A 17,330-nucleotide genomic window follows, 5' to 3' on the forward strand; every position below is an offset into this window, starting at 1 on the left:
TAGATTCAATCCGCCTTTAACCTGAAGTTAACAATCCACAGACCATGAACCAGGGCATCCAACCCTCCGAGCTGGGTTTCTTCGTGCAGATCGCGGCGGGCGGGAGCCTGAGCGCCGCCGCGCGCAACCTGGGCGTTTCCACGCCGGCCGTCAGCAAGCGCCTGTCGCAGATGGAGCAGCGGCTACGCATGCCGCTGGTCAACCGCACCACGCGGCGACTGAGCCTGACGCCGGAGGGCGAGGTGTTCCTGGAGCATGCGCGCCGGATCCTCGGCGAACTCGATGACCTGGACCAGCTCCTGGCCAAGGGGAGGGCGTCACCCAAGGGCCTGCTGCGCGTGAATGCGACGCTTGGCTTCGGCCGCATGCACGTGGCCCCGGTCATCTCGCGCTACTGCCGCCTTTGGCCCGATGTGGAAGTCCAGCTGCAGTTGTCCGCCGACCCGCCGCCGCTCATCGAGGATGCCTTCGACGTCTGTGTCCGATTCGGGGAGCCGCCGGACGCACGGGTGATCGCCAAGCGGCTGGCGCCCAACCGACGGCTGCTATGCGCCTCGCCCAAGTACCTGGCGCAGCGGGGGACGCCCGCGGTGCCCGCCGATCTGGCACGGCATGACTGCATCGGCATTCGCCAGGGCAACGATGCCTACGGGGTCTGGCGCCTGGCGAGCGGGAAGGGGCGCCGGGAGCACACCGAGACCATCAAGGTCCGTGGCGCGCTGACCACCAACGACGGCGAGATCGCGGTGCGCTGGGCACTCGATGGGCACGGCATCGTCATGCGCGCCGAGTGGGACATCGCGCGCTACCTGGCAAGCGGGCGCCTGGTACAGGTTCTGCCGCAGTACCGGACGCCCAGTGCCGACATCTACGCCGTCTACGCGCAGCATCATCAGCTGTCGTCGCGCGTGCGGCTGTTCGTCGACTGCCTGACGGAGGCATTCGCGCGGCTCGGGCCTGGCACGGGCACCCAGTAGCAGCTTCCGGCCGCTCAACCTTCCGCAACAAAGCCAGGCAGCAGCGTGGCCGCGGCCTGCAGAAGCTCGAACTCGGTATCGGAGAGCGGCAGAGGGGTCATGTCGAAATGGCTCAGCGTGCCCCACAGATCGCCGCTGGAGGTCGTCAGCGGAACACTGTGATACGACACGACCACACCCCGATACGGGTGATCCCGGAGCCTCGGGTCGGCTGCCGAGTCGTCGGTGCGGAACGAGCCGTCCCGAAGAACGAACTGGCAGAAGCTCTGGTCGAAAGGCACGGCCACAAGGAACTCGGGCCGCAGCTCGCCCGCCTTGTCGTGCAGCAGCACATTGCGCAGCATGGGGCCGGCGAAGCGGTAGACGGCGCTGTACCGGTGCGGGACGCCTTCGTTCAGGTACGCAAGCGCCGCCTCCGGGCCTTCGGCGTGCAGGACCGCCGAGAACGCTTCCAGATTGCGAGGCAATGCCATGTCTCGATTTTCGCCCCGAAGGATGAGGGGAACATGATGGATACCCGAACTCGCCGCTGTTGCGCTCACCGCCTGGCCTGCATGGATGCCTCCATCTGCTTGAAGCGATCGACGAGTTCGAGCAGGAAGTCGATGAAGGTGCGGACCTTGGCCGACAAGTGGCGTCCGGGCAGGTAGACGGCGTGGACGTCCGGCCCCTTCGCCACGTAGTCCGTGAGGATCCGCTTGAGCTGCCCGCGCCGCAACGCATCGGCCGCGATGAAGTTGCTGATCATCGTGATGCCGGCGCCCGCGACCGCGGCTTCGAGCAGGGATTCCGCGTTGTTCATGTTCAGCCCCCCGCTCACGACCTTGGCGAAGGTCCGGCCGTCCTTGCTGAATTGCCAGGCGCGGTAGTTGCCGGTCATCGGAAACATGTAGGCCAGGCAATGGTGCCGGTCGAGGTCGTCGGGAGTCGCAGGCTCGCCGTGAAGCGCCAGGTAGTCCGGCGAGGCATAGGCCGCGAAGCTCAGGTTGCACAAGTGGCGCGCCACCAGCCGCGCATCGGGGATCGGTCCGATCTGGATCGCCAGGTCGAAGCCCTCGTATGCCAGGTCCGCCGCCCGATCGCTCAACTCCACGTCCACGCTGAGGCCCGGGTTCTGCTCGGTGAAGCGCAGGAGGGCGGGCGCGACGACGCGGCGGCCGAAACCCACCGGCATCTGCACGCGCAGCTTGCCTCGCGGAATGCTGTTGCTGAGCGTGAGGGCGCTTTTCGCGTCCTCGATTTCCGCCAGGATGTGGCGGCAACGATCGAAGAAGCTCGCGCCATCGTTGGTCAGGCTGACCAGCCGCGTCGAGCGGTGGAGCAGCCGCACGCCGAGTTCGCCTTCCAGCTTGGACACCGACTTGCTCACGGCCGACGGTGTCAGCCCCAGCCGCTCGGCAGCGAGCGTGAAGCTGCGGCTCTCGGCCACGCGGGCGAAGACTTGAAGTGCGTTGAGGTTTTCCAAGGTACCCGCTATTGATGAACCAAATTCAACAGTGTTTGTAATTCTAGGGGATTTATGTGCAAGAGCATCCTAATTACGATTGGGCGATGCTCCTGCAAACCGCTGCGTCCATCGGTCCGCTCCGCCTGAAAAACCGCGTGGTGATGGCGCCCATGGGCACCAACTACAGCACCACCGACGGCCTCTCCACCGCGCGCGACAAGGCCTACTACGCCGAGCGCGCACGTGGCGGCGTCGCGATGATCATGACGGAGGCGATGGTCGTGACCGAGCAGGCCCGGCCGCATCACAACTCGCTGTGCTGCTACCACGACCGCTTCATCCCGGGGCTCGCGAGCATCGTCGAGGCGATCAAGGAACACGACTGCCATGTCTTCGGCCAGCTGAACCACCGCGGCGGGCTGCTGCGGCGTTCGGTGCTCAACATGGAGCCGGTCGGTCCCTCGGCCTGGACCAACCCGAACACCGGCGATGCGGTGCGCGCGCTGGCAGTGCCGGAAATCCACGAGATCCAGAAGCTCTTCGTCGCCGCTGCGCGCCGGCTCGCGCTCGCGGGCTACGACGGTGTCGAGATCCATGCCGCCAACGGCTACCTGTTCCAGCAGTTCTTCACGCGGCGCATCAACCAGCGCACCGACCAATATGGCGGCTCGATCGAGAATCGAATGCGCCTCCTGCTCGAGACCATCGACCGGGTGCGCCAGGCGCTGCCCGAGCTGTGCCTGGTGGTGCGGCTGAGCGCGAGCGAGTTCACCGCGGACGGCTACACGACCGAGGAGATCATCGAGCTCGCACGGGCGGTGGAGCGTGCCGGCGTCGCCGCGATCGACCTCTCGGGCGGCAGCAACGAGAGCCCGCAGCTTTCGAAGTACTGCATCCAGCCGCCGTCCTTCCCCCGCGGGTGCCTCGCGCCCCATGCAAAACCCATCAAGGACGCGGTCGGCATTCCGGTGCTCGTCGCGGGCCGCATCGTCGAGCCGGCCGATGCCGAGCAGGTGCTGGCTTCGGGCAGTGCCGACTTCGTCTCGCTGGGGCGCGCGCTCTACGCCGACCCCCACTGGTGCCTCAAGGCGTTCGGCGAGGTGAAGGCGCCCATTCGGCAGTGCATTGCCTGCAACGTGTGCTTCGAGCGCCTCACCCTCGAGAAGGACGTGGCCTGCGTGCAGAACCCGATGCTGGGCACCGAGTTCGAGACCCTCGAACACGCCGAGCCGCAACTCTTCGATGCGCCGCGGGAAGGGCGCAAGCGCGTGCTCGTGCTCGGCGCCGGCGTCGCGGGTATCGAGGCTGCCCGCGTGGCGAGCGGCCGCGGGCACCAGGTCGAGGTGTGGGAGAAGAGCGCAAGCACAGGCGGCCAGATGCACCTGGCGGTTGCAGCGCCCGACAAGATGGAAGTGCAGCCGGTGTGGGACTACCGCTGGAGCGAGCTGATGGCGATGCGCGTGCCGGTGCGCACCGGCGTGGACGCGGACGAGGCGCGGCTGCGCGCCTTTGCACCCGATTTCGTGGTGGTCGCGACCGGCGCGGCGCCGCGTCCGGCGCCGCTCGACACGCGAGAGCTCGACCCCGCCATCCCGGTGCTGCACGCCTGGGACCTGCTGCGCGACCCCTCGCGCGTGGCGCGCGGTGCGGCGCTCACGATCGTGGGCGGTGGAATGGTCGGCGTCGAGCTGGCCGACCTGCTGCGCGAAAGATCCTGCACGGTGCAGGTGCTGGAACTGCAGGCCGGCGCGGCCAACGGCATGGCCCGCAACAACCGGTTCGAGCTGCTGGAACGGCTGGCCGCGGCAGGCATTCGCGTGATCACGAACTGCCGCATCGACGGCGTCGCCGGGCGCCACCTCGAGGTGCGCATCGGAAAGGACGAGCCTTCGCTGCTGCCCGTCGGCGATGCCCTCGTCTTCGCCACCGGGCCGCGGCCGAGCCTCGATGTGCTCGATGCCCTCGACGCGAGCGGCATCCCCTATGCGCGCATCGGCGACTGCAACGTGCCCGGCGACTTCCTGAGCGGGCTGCGCGATGCGTGGATGGTGGGCCTGGCCATCGAGGCGCAGCCCGCGCGCCGCGCGAGCGCCACGTCCTTCGACGCCGACGAAGCTCGCCTTGCCGGAGCCACCGCATGACGCCCGAATACGAGGTCTTCGCCATCCGCTACGCCACGCGGGACGCCCGGCGGAAGAACAACTTTATCGGCGGCGATCCGCACGATGCGCCGATGCCCATGGATTATTTCGTGTGGCTGGTGCGCGGCGCCGGGCGCAGCTACGTGGTCGACACCGGCTTCGGCGCCGAGATCGCGGCGCGCCGCGGCCGCACGCTGCTGCGCACCCCTGCCGAAGGCCTGGCCCTGCTCGACGTCGACGCCCGCCTGGTGCAGGACGTCGTCATCACCCACCTGCACTACGACCACGTCGGCACCTTCGAGAGCTTTCCGGCCGCGCGCTTCCACCTGCAGGACGACGAGATGGCGTACGCGACCGGCCGTCACATGCGGCACCGCCAGTTCAACCACGGCTACGAGGTCGACGAAGTGATCGGCATGGTGCGCCTGGTCTACAAGGACCGCGTTGCCTTCTACAGCGGCAGCGCCGAGCTGGCGCCGGGCATCAGCCTGCACCGCATCGGCGGCCACACGCACGGCCTGCAGTGCGTGCGCGTCCACACGCGCCGCGGCTGGGTCGTGCTGGCTTCCGATGCGAGCCACTACTACGAGCACTTCGAGAAGCGCCGCGTGTTCACCACCATGTTCAACGTGGGCGAGGCGGTCGATGGCTACGCCACGCTGGAGCAGCTTGCCGACTCCCCCCGGCACATCGTCCCCGGCCACGACCCGCTCGTCATGCAGCGCTACCCGGCGCCGTCCGCGGCGCTGGAGGGCATTGCGGTGCGGCTCGATGCCGACCCCGCGGACTGAGATGCCGAGGCGCGCCGATTCATTCACGGCTTGCGGGCGCGAGTCGCCGATCACGACCAAAGAAGGAGACAAGACATGAGAGCGATTTCGAAACTGTGGCTGGCCGCTGCGTTCTGCCTCGGGGCGGTGGCGCCTGCCGCGGCGCAGGACTACCCCGCGCGCCCCGTGCAGGTGATCGTGGCCTTTCCCGCCGGCGGCAGCGCCGACATCGTGGGCCGCCACGTCATGCAGAAGCTCAGCGAGACGACGGGCGGCTCCTTCGTGGTCGAGAACCGCACCGGCGCCGGCGGCAACATCGCCTTTGCGGCCACGGCGGCCGCCAAGCCGGACGGCTACACGCTGCTGTTCAGCACGCCGGGCATCGCCATCAACCCCAGCCTCTACAAGAAGGCCAACTACAAGCTGGAGGACTTCACCCCGATCGCGCTCATCGGCGAGGCGCCGCTGGTGCTGCTGGCCAATCCGGCGCTGCCGATCAAATCGGTCAACGACCTGGTCGAGGCCGGCAAGCGCAAGCCGGACGCCATTCGCTTCGCCAGTTCGGGCAACGGCAGTTCCTCGCACTTGGCGATGGACGTGCTGCGCTCGATGACGGGCATGCAGTACCTGCACGTTCCCTACCGCGGCGGCGGCCCCGCGATGCTCGACGTGATCGCCGGCCAGGTCGACGTGACCATGCTGCCGATTTCCGAAAGCATGCCCTACGTGCGCGACGGGCGGCTGCGCGCGCTCGGCCAGACGGGCGCCAAGCGCTCGCCCATCGCGCCCGACATGCCGACCATCGAGGAGGCTGGCGTGAAAGGCTATGCGTCGACCACGTGGTACATGGTGCTCGGGCCGGCCGGCATGCCGCGCAACGTGGTCCAGACCCTGCAGGCGCAGCTCGACCGCGTGCTCAAGATGCCGGACCTGCAGGAGAAGCTCAAGGCCGCCGGTGTCAGCGTGATCAACGGCAATTCGGAGGAGGCCAACGCCTTCCTGCAGTCCGAGTACAAGAAGTGGGCCGCGCTGATCAAGGCCTCCGGCACCATCATCGAGTGAGGCGAGCGGCATGAGGAACATCCGATGAGCAGCAACACGCCCGCCCTGCTGGAAGGGGCCACCCGCACGCTGGCCGAGTTCGCGTCAGGCGTCGCCTTCGACGACCTGCCGAAACAGGTGGTCGCGCGCATGAAGACCAGCCTGCTCGACAGCATCGGCTGCTGCCTGTTCGGCGCCACGTTGCCATGGACGCAGCGCGTGCAGGCGATGGTCGAGGAGGAGGGCGCGCGCCCCGTCGCCTCGATCTTCGGCAGCGGCCGCAGGACGTCGATCGCAGGCGCCGTGCTCGTCAACGCCACGGCGGGCCACGCCTTCGAGCTCGACGACATTCACAAGGAATCGATCGTGCACGCAGGCTCCATCGCGGTGCCGGTGGTGCTCGCCTTCGCCGAACAGAAGGGCGGCGTGCCGGGTCGCGCGCTGCTCGCCGCGATGGCCACCGGCTACGAGATCGGCACACGGGTCGGCAACGCGGCGACGATGGGGCTCTTCTTCCGCGGCTTTCATCCGCAGGGCACCTCGGGCGTGTTCGTCGCCGCTGCGGCGGCCGCGCACATGCTTGGCCTCGACGCGGCGCAGATGCAGCACGCGCTCGGGATCGTGGGTTCGCAGGCCGGCGGGCTGATGGCGGCGCAGGAGGGCGCGATGGTCAAGCGCTTCCATTCCGGCCGCGCGGCGCAGAGCGGCGTGTATTCGGCGCTGCTGGCACAGCGCGGCTTCACCGGGATCGGCGACGTGCTCGAAGCGGGCTACGGCGGCTACCTGAGCACCTATTCCGACAAGCCCAACGCGCCGCGCCTCACCGACGAGCTCGGCGCGGTGTGGGAGGCAGGCAAGGTCGGCTACAAGCCGCATGCCTGCGTGACGAGCATCCACTCGTCGCTCGACGCCTTCAGGCAGCTGCTCGACACGCACCAGCTCACCCCGGGCGACATCGAGCGCGTCGACGTCGGCACCAGCCGCATGACCTACCAGCACTGCGCCTGGACGTACAAGGCCCAGGGCGTGACGGCGGCGCAGATGAACCTGTTCTACGGCATCGCGGTCATGGCCTACGACGGCGTCGCCTTCGTCGCGCAGTACGCCGAGGAGCGCCTTGCCGAGCCGCGGCTGCTCGACTTCGTCGAGCGCGTGCACGCGCATGTCGACGACGAGATCGAGGCCATGGGCCCGGCCTATCGCCATGCGGCCCGCGTCAAGGTCACGACGCGCGACGGCCGCAGCTTCAGCCACGAGATCCTGAACCGACGCGGCAGCCCCGAGAACCCGATGACGCCGGCGGACGTGGAATACAAGTTCCGCAATGTCGTCGCCTCGTGCCTGTCGCCGGCCCACATCGAGCGCGTGATCGCGCTGGTCGACCGGCTGGAACACCTCGACAGCACCGGCGAGCTGATCGCGCTGCTGGCCGCGCCACGCTGATTTTTTTCCCCCCTCCTTCGTCCACCCCATGAACCAGACCTCGACCTCCTCCGCCACGCTCGCCGATCGACTGGGCGCGCACTTCAGCCGCTTCCAGTGGAGCGATCTCGGCGCCGACACCCGCAAGGCCGTCAAGCGCCTGCTGCTCGACTACATCGGCGTGGCCGTCTCCGGCAGCCAGACCGAGAGCGGCAAGGTCGCACGCGAGTTCGCGGCCGTCACCGGCGGCCATGCGGAGGCCACGCTGATCGGCGGCGTCGGCCGCGTGCCGGCGATGCAGGCCGCCTTCGCCAACGCGATCTCCTCGCACAGTGTCGAGCTCGACGACATCGACGTGCTGGCGCTGTTCCACTTCAGCCCGCCGGTCTACTCCGCCGCGCTGGCCACGGCCGAGCAGAAGGGGGCGAGCGGCAAGGACCTGCTGACCGCGCTCGCGGCGGGCTGCGAGATGATGGAGCGCCTGAGCAAGGCGGCCAACAACTCGCTGCGCAACCGCGGCTTCCACACGACGCCGACCTGCGGCGTGTTCGGCGCGACGGTGGCCGCGGCGCTGCTGCAGAAGCTGCCCGCGGACAAGATCGTCTCCGCGCTCGGGCTGGCCGGTGCGTCCTCGTCGGGGTTGATGGAGATGTACGGGCCCTCGATGCAGAAGCGCTTCAACCCCGGGCCGACAGCGCGCAACGGCGTCACGGCGGCCACGATCGCAGGGCTGGGCTTCACCGGCGCCTCGACCATCTTCGAAGGCGAACGCGGCTTTCTCGCCGCGTTTACCGACAAGAACGATCCAGGGCAGCTGGTGGCGGGCCTGGACCGGCCGTATCAGCTCGACATCGAGTTCAAGCCCTATTCGTGCGCCCGGCCGATCCACAACGCGATCGACTGCGCACTGGACATCCGCCGCAAGCATTCACCGGACCTGAACCGCGTGCGTTCGATCGAGATGGCGCGCCATCCCGAGTGGGCCCACTACCACCAGAACAAGCGCCCGCGGACGTACCACGAGGCGCAGGTGAGCCTGCCGTACTCCGTGGCGGTGGCGCTGACCGACGGCCAGGCGCTCTTCGCGCAGTACAACGACGCGCGCCTGCAGGAGCCGATGCTGCTGCGCCTGTCGGACCTGGTGGAGATCAAGCCCGACGCGACGCTGCCGCGCGGCGTCTCGTGCCGCATGACGATGACCATGGAAGACGGCACGCAGCACGTGTCGCAGGTCGACTATCCCAAGGGCTCGATCCAGAACGCCATGGACGACGACGAATTGCGCGCCAAGTTCGACAGCCTCGTGCACCCGGTGCTCGGCGCCGGCCGCGCCACCGAGATCGCGGCGATGGTGCAGGGCATCGAGGACGTTGCGGACATCGGCCAGCTGATGCAGCTGACGTCGAAGCCCGCGGCACGCTGAGCGATGGACCCGGCCTTCGCCCTGCCGAACTACGAGGTGGTCGCGCTCAAGTACGCGACGCGGGGCGGCAGCCGGCCCGACCACTTCGTTGGCGGCGATCCGCACGAGGTGCCCATGCCGATGGACTACTACCTGTGGGTGGTGCGCGATGAACAGCGCATGTTTCTTGTCGACACCGGCTTCAACGCGGACATGGCGGTCAAGCGCCACCGCACGCTGTTGCGCACGCCGGCCGAGGCGCTGGCGCTGCTCGGGATCGCGGGCGGGGATGTGCGGCAGATCGTCGTGACCCACCTGCACAACGACCACATCGGCACTTTCGACGAATACCCGAACGCGCGCTTCCACCTGCAGGACGACGAGATGGCGTTCGCGACCGGCCGCTACATGTGCTGCGAGCGATTCAACCGGGCCTACGAGGTCGAGCACGTCGCCGGCATGGTGCGGCTCACCTACCAGGACCGCATCGAGTTCCACCGCGGCGACGCCGAGATCGGACCCGGCATCAGCGTCCACCGCATCGGCGGCCACACGGCCGGGCTGCAGGCAGTGCGGGTGCACACGGCGCGCGGCTGGGTCGTACTGGCCTCGGATGCGAGCCACTACTACGAACACTTCGAGACCCGGCGCTGCTTTCCGCTGGTGTTCCACGTGGGCGACGTGCTGGAAGGCTATGCGCGCCTGCTGGCGCTGGCCGAGTCGCCGCGGCACGTGATCCCCGGGCACGATCCGCTGGTCGTGCAACGCTACCCGGCCTTGTCGCCGGCGCTGGCCGGCATCGCGGTGCGGCTGGATCTCGAGCCCTTGCCATCCACCGGTACCGAAGCATGAAGACGACACTGAAGATCCTCGCCGCCGTTGCACTCGCCGCGCATGCACTGCTGGCCGCCGCGCAGGACTATCCGAACCGCGCCGTGCGCCTGATCGTGCCCTTCCCGCCGGGCGGCGGCACCGACATCATCGCGCGCCCCATCGCGCAGAAGCTGGCCGAGAAGTGGGGCCAGCCGGTCGTCGTCGACAACCGCGGCGGCGCGGGCGGCAATGTCGGCACCAAGGCCGCGGCCGAGGCGCCGCCCGACGGCTACACGCTGATCCTCGGCGTGCAGGGAACGCATGCGGTCAACCAGAGCCTCTATGCCAACGCAGGCTTCGATTCCACCCGGGACTTCGCCGCCATCACGATGGTGGCGAACACGCCGAACATCCTGGTGGTCCATCCCTCGGTGCCGGCCCACTCCGTGGCCGAGCTCGTCGCGCTCGCCAAGGCGAAGCCGGGCGCGCTCAACTATGCGACGCCCGGCAACGGCACGCCGTCGCACCTCGCGACCGAGATGTTCAAGCGCATGGCGGGCGTCGAGCTGACGCATGTCCCGTACAAGGGCAGCGGCCCGGCACTGGCCGACATGCTCGGAGGCCAGACCCAGCTCTGGATCGCCAACGCGCCTGTCGTGCTGCCGCACATCAAGGCCGGCAAGCTGCGCGCGCTGGCGAGCACCAGCGCCAGCCGGCCGTCGATCGCAGCCGACATTCCGACGCTGGCCGAGGCCGGGCTCAAGGGCTACGAGGCGGACACCTGGTACGGCCTCTTCGCGCCGGCGAAGACGCCCAAGCCGATCCTGGACAAGATCCATGCCGACGTGGTCGCCGTGCTGCAGTCGCCGGAGATCCGCGAGGCTTTCGCGCCGCAAGGTGCCGAAGTCGTCGCCAACAGTTCCGAGGCGTTCACGCGCCAGTTGAATGACGACGTAGCCAAGTGGAAGAAGGTGATTGCCGATCTCAAGCTGCGGATCGACTAGCCATGCTGGCGCGACGCCTTGGAGAATTTGCTGCCGGCGTGGACGCCGCCGCGTTGCCGAGCACTGTCGTCGATGCCGTCAAGCTGCGCGTTCTCGACACCCTGGGTGCGGGGCTCGCGGGCATGGCGCTGGGCCATCATCGCGTGCTCGATCCGGTGCTGGAGTCGGCCGGAAGCATCCGGGTCTGGGGCGAGGCGGCCACGCGCTCGGCGCGCGAGGCGGCACTGGTCAACTGCTTCGCGACGCATTCGACCTACCTCGAGGACGGCTCACGCTTCACCGGCGGCCATCCTTCGTCGGTGGTCGTGCCGGTGGTGCTCGCAGATGCGCAGCAGCGCAACGCAGCCGGGACGGAGATGATGGCCGCCGTGCTCGCCGGCTACGAAATCTTTCTCCGGCTGGGCCGCGCGATCTATCCCGCCTGCGTGCAGCGCGGGTTCCAGAGCACCGCGGTGCTTGGCGCCGTGTCGTCTGCCGCTGCCATCGCGCGGCTGCGCCGTCTCTCGCCGGCCCAATGCGGCGATGCGATCGCGATCGCTGCGAACCTCGGCATCGGGCTGAAGGAAGCATTGAAGAGCTCGGCCACGCAGCCGCTCCAGGTCGCGCGCACCTGCGAAGGCGGCATGGTGGCCGCCGCATTGGCCGAGGCCGGATGCCAGGGAGCCCCGCTCGTGCTCGAAAACGGCTTCCTGCCCGCCTTCGGCCCCGGCGCCGATGCGGCGGCCGTCACCGCGGGGCTCGGCAGCGAGCTGCGCATCGGCGAGACCTATCTGAAGCGCCATGCAGGCTGCCGCGGCAACCATGCGCCGCTCGATGCGGCCCTGGAACTGATCTCGGCCGAAGGGCTGAGCGCCGGCGACGTGCGCCACCTCACGGTCGCAGTCGACAGCGTGACCCGCGCCGCCGCCATCGAGCCGCCGCTGAACGGCGATCAGGCGCAGTTCAGCATCGGGTTCTCGGTCGCGTTGGCCTTCGTCGACGGCGACGCGCCGATCTTCAGCTATACGGACGCGCGGCTCGCCGATGCCGCGATCCGCGCGATGATGGCGCGCGTCGAGGTGCGCATCGACCCTGCACTCGACGCCCGCTATCCCGCGGAGCGCGGCGCGTGGGTCGAGGCGGAACTCGCCTCGGGCCGGCGCGTGCGGCGTGCTGTAGCCAATGCGCGGGGCGAGCCCGAATGGCCGCTGTCCCGGCAGGACGTCGAGCGGAAGTTCCTTGCCCTCGCGGCGCCGCGCCTCGGCGAGCGAGCCCACGCGCTGCGCGAGGCGATCGGGCGCATGGAGCACACGGACGGCGCATCGATCGCCGCACTTCTCGCCCCCGCCAACTGATTTCAACATGCAGAAGGACCACTTGATGACCACGACTTCGATCCCTCGCCCGGCCGCCAGGCGCCGGCTGCTCGGCGCGGCCGCGCTCGGCGCCTTGATGCTGGCCACGCCAGGCGGCTTCGCGCTCGCGCAGGACTATCCGAGCCGGCCGATCAACCTGATCGTCGGCTTTCCGCCCGGCGGATCGAACGACATCGTCGCGCGCATCCTCGCGCCCCGCCTGGGCGATGCGCTCGGCGTGCCGGTGGTGGTCGTCAACAAGCCGGGGAGCAATGCGCTGATCGGCACCGAGTTCGTCGCCCGCGCCGCGCCCGATGGCTACACCATCACGCTGGCGAGCGCGAGCCCGCTGGTCATCAGCCCGAGCACCTACGCCAAGATGCCCTTCGACGCCTTGAACGACCTGGTCGGCATCACGACCGTCGCGAACACGCCGGAGCTGGTGGCGGTGCATCCGTCGGTCCAGGCCAGGACCCTGCAGGAGCTGATCGCGCTGTCGAAAACCCGCGAGGTCACACTCTCGTCGTCGGGCAACGGCGGGCTGCCGCACCTCGCGATCGAGCTGCTGCGCACGGCCACCAAGGGCAAGATCCTGCACGTGCCCTACAAGGGCGCGGGGCCGGCGGTCACCGACACGGTCGGCGGGCATGTCGATGGCGTCATCATGGATTTGCCGGCGCTGCAGACCATGGTGCTCGATGGCCGCCTGCGCCCCATCGCCATCACCAACAAGGCGCGCGCGCCCTCGCTGCCCGATACGCCCACGTCGGTGGAGCAAGGCGTGCCGAGCCTGCTGGCCTTCAACTGGTTCGCCGTGATGGCGCCGGCCAAGACGCCGAAGCCGATCGTCGACAAGCTGTATGCCGCGCTGGTCAAGGTCGCGCATTCGCCGGAGGTGAAGGAGGCGATGGTCAAGGTCGGCGTCGAGCCGCTGACGCATCCGTCGCCCGAGGCCTTCGCCGTCTTCATGCGCGAGGAGACCGCGCGCTGGGGCAAGGTGGCGCGCGACTCCGGCGCCAAGGCCGATTGACATCGAGAAGAGAGAGAAGACGCCCATGGACGACCTGAACGCCTGGAAGTCGCTCGCCCGCGAGCACCGCGGCATCACGCTGGCATTGGCCGAGTTCGTCTCGTCGCTCCGGGCCGAGGCGGTGCCCGATGCGACGCGGCAGGTGTTGGCCAAGGCCGTGGTCGATGCCATCGGCTGCGGGCTCTACGGCCTCACCACGCCCTGGGGCCGCACCATGAGCGCCTTTGCGGGTGAGCAGGGCGGGCCGGCCGAGGCCGGGCTCTGGGGCGCGGGACAGCGGGTCAGCGTCGGCCACAGCGTGCTGGCCGGCGGCACCGCGATCCACAGCTTCGATTTCGACGACCACAGCCGCGCGAAGATCCATCCGGGTGCGATCGTCGTGCCGGTCGCGCTGGCGCTGGGCGAACGCGAGAGCGCGCCAGGCAGCGTCGTGCTGGCCGCCATCGCGGCGGGCTACGAGACGATGAACCGCGTCAGCCTGGCGGCCAATCCCGGTCGTGCGCGGATGCGGGGCTGGCATCTCACCGGCACCTGCGGCACCTTCGCGGCGGCGGCCACTGCCTGCGTGATCCTCGGCCTCGATGCCGGGACCACGGCAAGCGCGCTCGGCCTCGCGGGCACGCAGTCGGCGGGCCTTTGGGCATTCACGGCCGACGGCTCGATGAGCAAGCGCATGCACCCGGGACGGGCGGCGCAGGATGGCGTCACGGCGGCGCTGCTGGCGGCGCGAGGCTTCGAAGGGCCTCGGTACATCCTCGAAGCGGAGGACGGAGGTTTTCTGTTCGCGATGTCCGATGCGCCGAGGCCCGGGCGCATCACCGAGGGGCTCGGGAGCACCTGGCATTCCGACGCGACTTGCTTCAAGCCGCACGCCTGCTGCGGCAGCAATCATGCCTGCGTCGATGCAGCGATCGACATCATGCGCGAGCACCGGCTGGGCATCGACGACGTCGATCGCGTGGTCGCGGGCATCGCGAGCGTGGTGCAGACACAGACCGGCTTCGACTACCAGGCCGATTCCGTGCTCAACGCGCAGATGAGCCTGCGCTACAACATTGCGGTGGCGATGTGCGACGGCCAGGCCTTGCTCGAGCAGTTCACGCCCGAGCGCATCGTAGAGCCGCGCACGGTCGCGCTGGCGCAGCGTGTGGAGATCGAGATCGATCCCGAGATCGATCGGGCGTATCCCGAGATCTATGGCGGTCGCGTCACCGTCGTCACGCGCGGCGGGCAAACCATCAGCCGGCGCGTCGACTATTCGCGCGGCATGCCCGAGAACCCGATGGCGCACGAGGAGATCGAGCGCAAGTTCATGTCGCTGGCCACCGTTGCGGTGGGCGCCGCGCGCGCGGGCGAGATTCTTCGCCTCGCCAACGGTGTCTTCGCTGCCGGCTCGGTGACGCCACTCAATGCCATGCTGACCGCATCGACGATCGCCGAAGTGCGGCACGCATGAGCCTTGCCTGGCGGTTCCGAAGTGACTCCAATGAACACCCGCGCTGGAGCAGCGTGGTTAACATGAAGGGCCGAATTTCGGAGAACTGCACATGACCCGGCCTGACACCCTCGAGATCCCCACCGGCGGCCGGCTTCCCGTGCTCGGCCTGGGCACCTGGCACCTCGGCGAGGACCCCGCCCAGCGGCGCGCGGAAGTCGCCGCGGTGCGCTCGGCCATGGCGATGGGCTACCGCCTCATCGACACGGCCGAGATGTACGGCGAGGGCGGTGCCGAGGAAGTGGTGGGCCAGGCCATCGCGGAGGCGCTGCGCGCCGGCGACGTGGCGCGCGAGCAGCTGTTCGTCGTCAGCAAGGTGTATCCGCACAACGCCAGCCGCACGGGAACGCCGGCCGCCTGCGCGCGCAGTTTGGCGCGGCTCGGGCTGGATCGCATCGACCTCTATCTGCTGCACTGGCGCGGCGAGCATCCGCTCTCCGAAACCTGCGAGGCAATGCGTCAACTCGTGGCCGAAGGCCGCATCGCGCACTGGGGCGTCAGCAACTTCGACACCGATGACATGGAAGAGCTGGCCACGGTATGTGGCGAGCCGCTGGACTGCGCGGCGAACCAGGTCTACTACTCGATGAGCGAGCGCGGTCCGGAGTTCAGCCTGCTGCCGTGGCAACGCCAGCGCGGCATGCCGATGATGGCCTACAGCCCGATCGACCAGGGCGCGTTGGCGAGCGACGCGGCACTCCAGAAGATGGCCCGGCGGCTGGGCGTGACAGCGGCACAGCTCGCACTCGCCTGGGTGATCGCGCAGCCCGGCGTGGTTGCCATCCCGAAGGCCGTGCGCGAAGCGCATTTGCGCGAGAACCTGGCTGCCGCTGACCTGGAGCTGAGCGCGGACGACCTTGCGGAGATCGACCGCTTGCATCCGCCGCCGCGGCGCAAGAAGCCGCTGGCGATGATCTGAAGAAGCCTGGGCGCTTTGCGAACCCGCGGCATTCACCCCTCGTCAATGCGCCTCGGCCTGCTTGGCCGCAGCAATCACCGCGCCTTCGTCGTGCTTCGCGCCATTGAGGAACAGGTTCAGCAGCACCGCCGAAATCGAGGCCAGCAAAATGCCGGACTCCACCAGCGAGTGGATCGCGTGCGGCATCCATTGCTTGAAGTTGGGCGCGATCAGCGGAATCATGCCGATGCCGATCGACACCGCGACGATCATCGCGTTGTGGCGGTTGCCCTTGAAATCCACCCCCGAGAGGATGCGGATGCCGGTGGCCGCGACCATGCCGAACATCACCAGGCCCGCGCCGCCCAGCACCACCGTGGGCAGTGATTCGACCAGCGCCGCCATCTTGGGCAGCAGGCCCAGCACGATCAGGATCACGCCGCCGGCCACGCAGACGAAGCGGCTCTTGATGCCGGTGACCGCCACCAGCCCGACGTTCTGCGAGAAGCTCGTGTAGGGGAAGGTGTTGAACACGCCGCCGATCAGCGTGCCCAGGCCGTCGGTGCGCAGGCCGCGCGCCAGGTCCTTCTGGCCGATGCTGCGGCCGGTCATCTCGCCGAGCGCGAGGAACATGCCGGTGGACTCGATCATCACCACGATCATGATCAACGTCATGGTGAGGATGAGGATCGGGTCGAACTGCGGCATGCCGAAGTGGAAGGGCAGCACCACGTCGACCCAGGCGGCCTTGCCGACCTTCTCGAAAGTCATGAAGCCGAAGACCGTGGCGACCACCGCGCCGATCACGATGCCCAGCAGCACCGAGATGTTGGCGACGAAGCCCTTCGCGTACTTGACGATCACCAGGATCGACACGAGCACCAGCGCAGCGATGCCCAGGCCGCCCAGATCGGCGTACTTGGGGTTCGGGACCGACGGCACGATGGCCAGCCCCTTGGGGATCGGCGGCACCGAACTGCCGGGCGAGGTGACCTCGGCCAGCCACTTGGCGTAGACGGGGTCGACCAGCGCCGGCGCCGTCGGGCCCACGGGATTGCCGAAGATCCAGTTGATGCCCACGCGCATCAGGCTGATGCCGATCACCGCGATGATGGTCCCGGTCACCACCGGCGGAAAGAAGCGCAGCATGCGCGAGACCAGCGGCGCGATCAGGATCGAGATCACGCCCGCGCCGATGATGGCGCCGAACAGCAGCTGTGCGCCGTTCTGGCCCGGGTTGGCGTTGGCGATCGCGACCATGGGCGCGACCGAGGCGAAGGTCACGCCCATCATCACCGGCAGCTTGATGCCGAACCACTGCGTGGCGCCCAGCGCCTGGATGAGCGTCGCGATGCCGCAGCAGAACAGGTCGGCCGAGATCAGCAGCGCGACCTCGTCGGGGCTGAGCTTGAGCGCGCGGCCGACGATCAGCGGCACGGCCACCGCGCCGGCGTACATCACCAGGACGTGCTGCAGGCCGAGGGCGGTGAGCTTGCCGGCGGGCAGGCGCTCGTCGACGGGGTGGACGGAGGAAGAGGAAGCAGTCATGCAGAGGC

15 protein-coding genes are annotated in these 17,330 nt (G+C 68.8%); 12 read left to right on the plus strand and 3 right to left on the minus strand.

Translation table 11 applies throughout. The annotated features are described in order from the left end of the window. The first annotated feature begins 44 nt into the window (after nt 1-44). A complete protein-coding gene (locus tag E5P3_RS12310) occupies nt 45-977 on the plus strand; it encodes a LysR substrate-binding domain-containing protein (RefSeq protein WP_162586235.1) in 933 nt (310 codons plus the stop codon). Nucleotides 978-991: 14 nt separating this feature from the next. On the opposite strand, the gene E5P3_RS12315 is transcribed toward E5P3_RS12310, so the two are convergent. Next, complete coding sequence (locus E5P3_RS12315; protein WP_162586236.1) at nt 992-1,450, minus strand: GAF domain-containing protein; 459 nt, start codon at nt 1,448-1,450, stop codon at nt 992-994. 65 nt (nt 1,451-1,515) lie between these two features. Then, a complete protein-coding gene (locus E5P3_RS12320) occupies nt 1,516-2,442 on the minus strand; it encodes a LysR family transcriptional regulator (protein ID WP_162586237.1) in 927 nt (308 codons plus the stop codon). Between the two features lie 86 nt (nt 2,443-2,528). On the opposite strand from E5P3_RS12320, the gene E5P3_RS12325 reads away from it, so the two are divergent. The 11 genes from E5P3_RS12325 to E5P3_RS12375 all read left to right on the plus strand — a co-directional run bounded on the left by E5P3_RS12325 (nt 2,529) and on the right by E5P3_RS12375 (nt 15,795). Further along, entirely contained in the window at nt 2,529-4,565 is a 2,037-nt protein-coding gene (locus E5P3_RS12325) for an oxidoreductase (protein WP_162586238.1), read from the plus strand. Further along, complete coding sequence (locus tag E5P3_RS12330) at nt 4,562-5,356, plus strand: N-acyl homoserine lactonase family protein (RefSeq protein ID WP_162586239.1); 795 nt, start codon at nt 4,562-4,564, stop codon at nt 5,354-5,356. Before E5P3_RS12325 ends, E5P3_RS12330 begins: the two co-directional genes overlap by 4 nt. Before the next feature lie 75 nt (nt 5,357-5,431). Next, nucleotides 5,432-6,397: a Bug family tripartite tricarboxylate transporter substrate binding protein gene (locus E5P3_RS12335; protein WP_162586240.1), complete on the plus strand. Its 966-nt coding sequence runs from the start codon at nt 5,432-5,434 to the stop codon at nt 6,395-6,397. A gap of 24 nt (nt 6,398-6,421) precedes the next feature. Next, a complete protein-coding gene (locus E5P3_RS12340; RefSeq protein ID WP_162586241.1) occupies nt 6,422-7,819 on the plus strand; it encodes an MmgE/PrpD family protein in 1,398 nt (465 codons plus the stop codon). Nucleotides 7,820-7,847: 28 nt separating this feature from the next. Further along, nucleotides 7,848-9,221 (plus strand): MmgE/PrpD family protein, encoded by a 1,374-nt coding sequence (locus E5P3_RS12345; RefSeq protein WP_162586242.1) that lies wholly within the window; start codon nt 7,848-7,850, stop codon nt 9,219-9,221. 3 nt (nt 9,222-9,224) lie between these two features. Then, entirely contained in the window at nt 9,225-10,052 is an 828-nt protein-coding gene (locus tag E5P3_RS12350; RefSeq protein ID WP_162586243.1) for an N-acyl homoserine lactonase family protein, read from the plus strand. Further along, nucleotides 10,049-11,017 carry a tripartite tricarboxylate transporter substrate binding protein gene (locus tag E5P3_RS12355; protein ID WP_162586244.1) on the plus strand — a complete coding sequence of 323 codons (969 nt, stop codon included), beginning with the start codon at nt 10,049-10,051 and terminating at the stop codon, nt 11,015-11,017. Before E5P3_RS12350 ends, E5P3_RS12355 begins: the two co-directional genes overlap by 4 nt. Nucleotides 11,018-11,019: 2 nt before the next feature. Next, a complete protein-coding gene (locus E5P3_RS12360) occupies nt 11,020-12,351 on the plus strand; it encodes an MmgE/PrpD family protein (protein WP_162586245.1) in 1,332 nt (443 codons plus the stop codon). Between the two features lie 25 nt (nt 12,352-12,376). After that, entirely contained in the window at nt 12,377-13,381 is a 1,005-nt protein-coding gene (locus E5P3_RS12365; protein WP_162586246.1) for a Bug family tripartite tricarboxylate transporter substrate binding protein, read from the plus strand. A 25-nt stretch (nt 13,382-13,406) separates the two neighbouring features. Continuing rightward, nucleotides 13,407-14,837 (plus strand): MmgE/PrpD family protein, encoded by a 1,431-nt coding sequence (locus E5P3_RS12370; RefSeq protein WP_162586247.1) that lies wholly within the window; start codon nt 13,407-13,409, stop codon nt 14,835-14,837. A gap of 91 nt (nt 14,838-14,928) precedes the next feature. Beyond that, on the plus strand, nt 14,929-15,795 hold the full coding sequence (locus E5P3_RS12375) for an aldo/keto reductase (protein ID WP_162586248.1): 867 nt from the start codon (nt 14,929-14,931) through the stop codon (nt 15,793-15,795). A gap of 42 nt (nt 15,796-15,837) precedes the next feature. On the opposite strand, the gene E5P3_RS12380 is transcribed toward E5P3_RS12375, so the two are convergent. After that, a complete protein-coding gene (locus E5P3_RS12380; protein ID WP_162586249.1) occupies nt 15,838-17,322 on the minus strand; it encodes a nucleobase:cation symporter-2 family protein in 1,485 nt (494 codons plus the stop codon). Nucleotides 17,323-17,330 lie beyond the last annotated feature (8 nt).

This window comes from Variovorax sp. RA8 (genome assembly GCF_901827175.1).
Lineage (GTDB): Bacteria > Pseudomonadota > Gammaproteobacteria > Burkholderiales > Burkholderiaceae_C > Variovorax.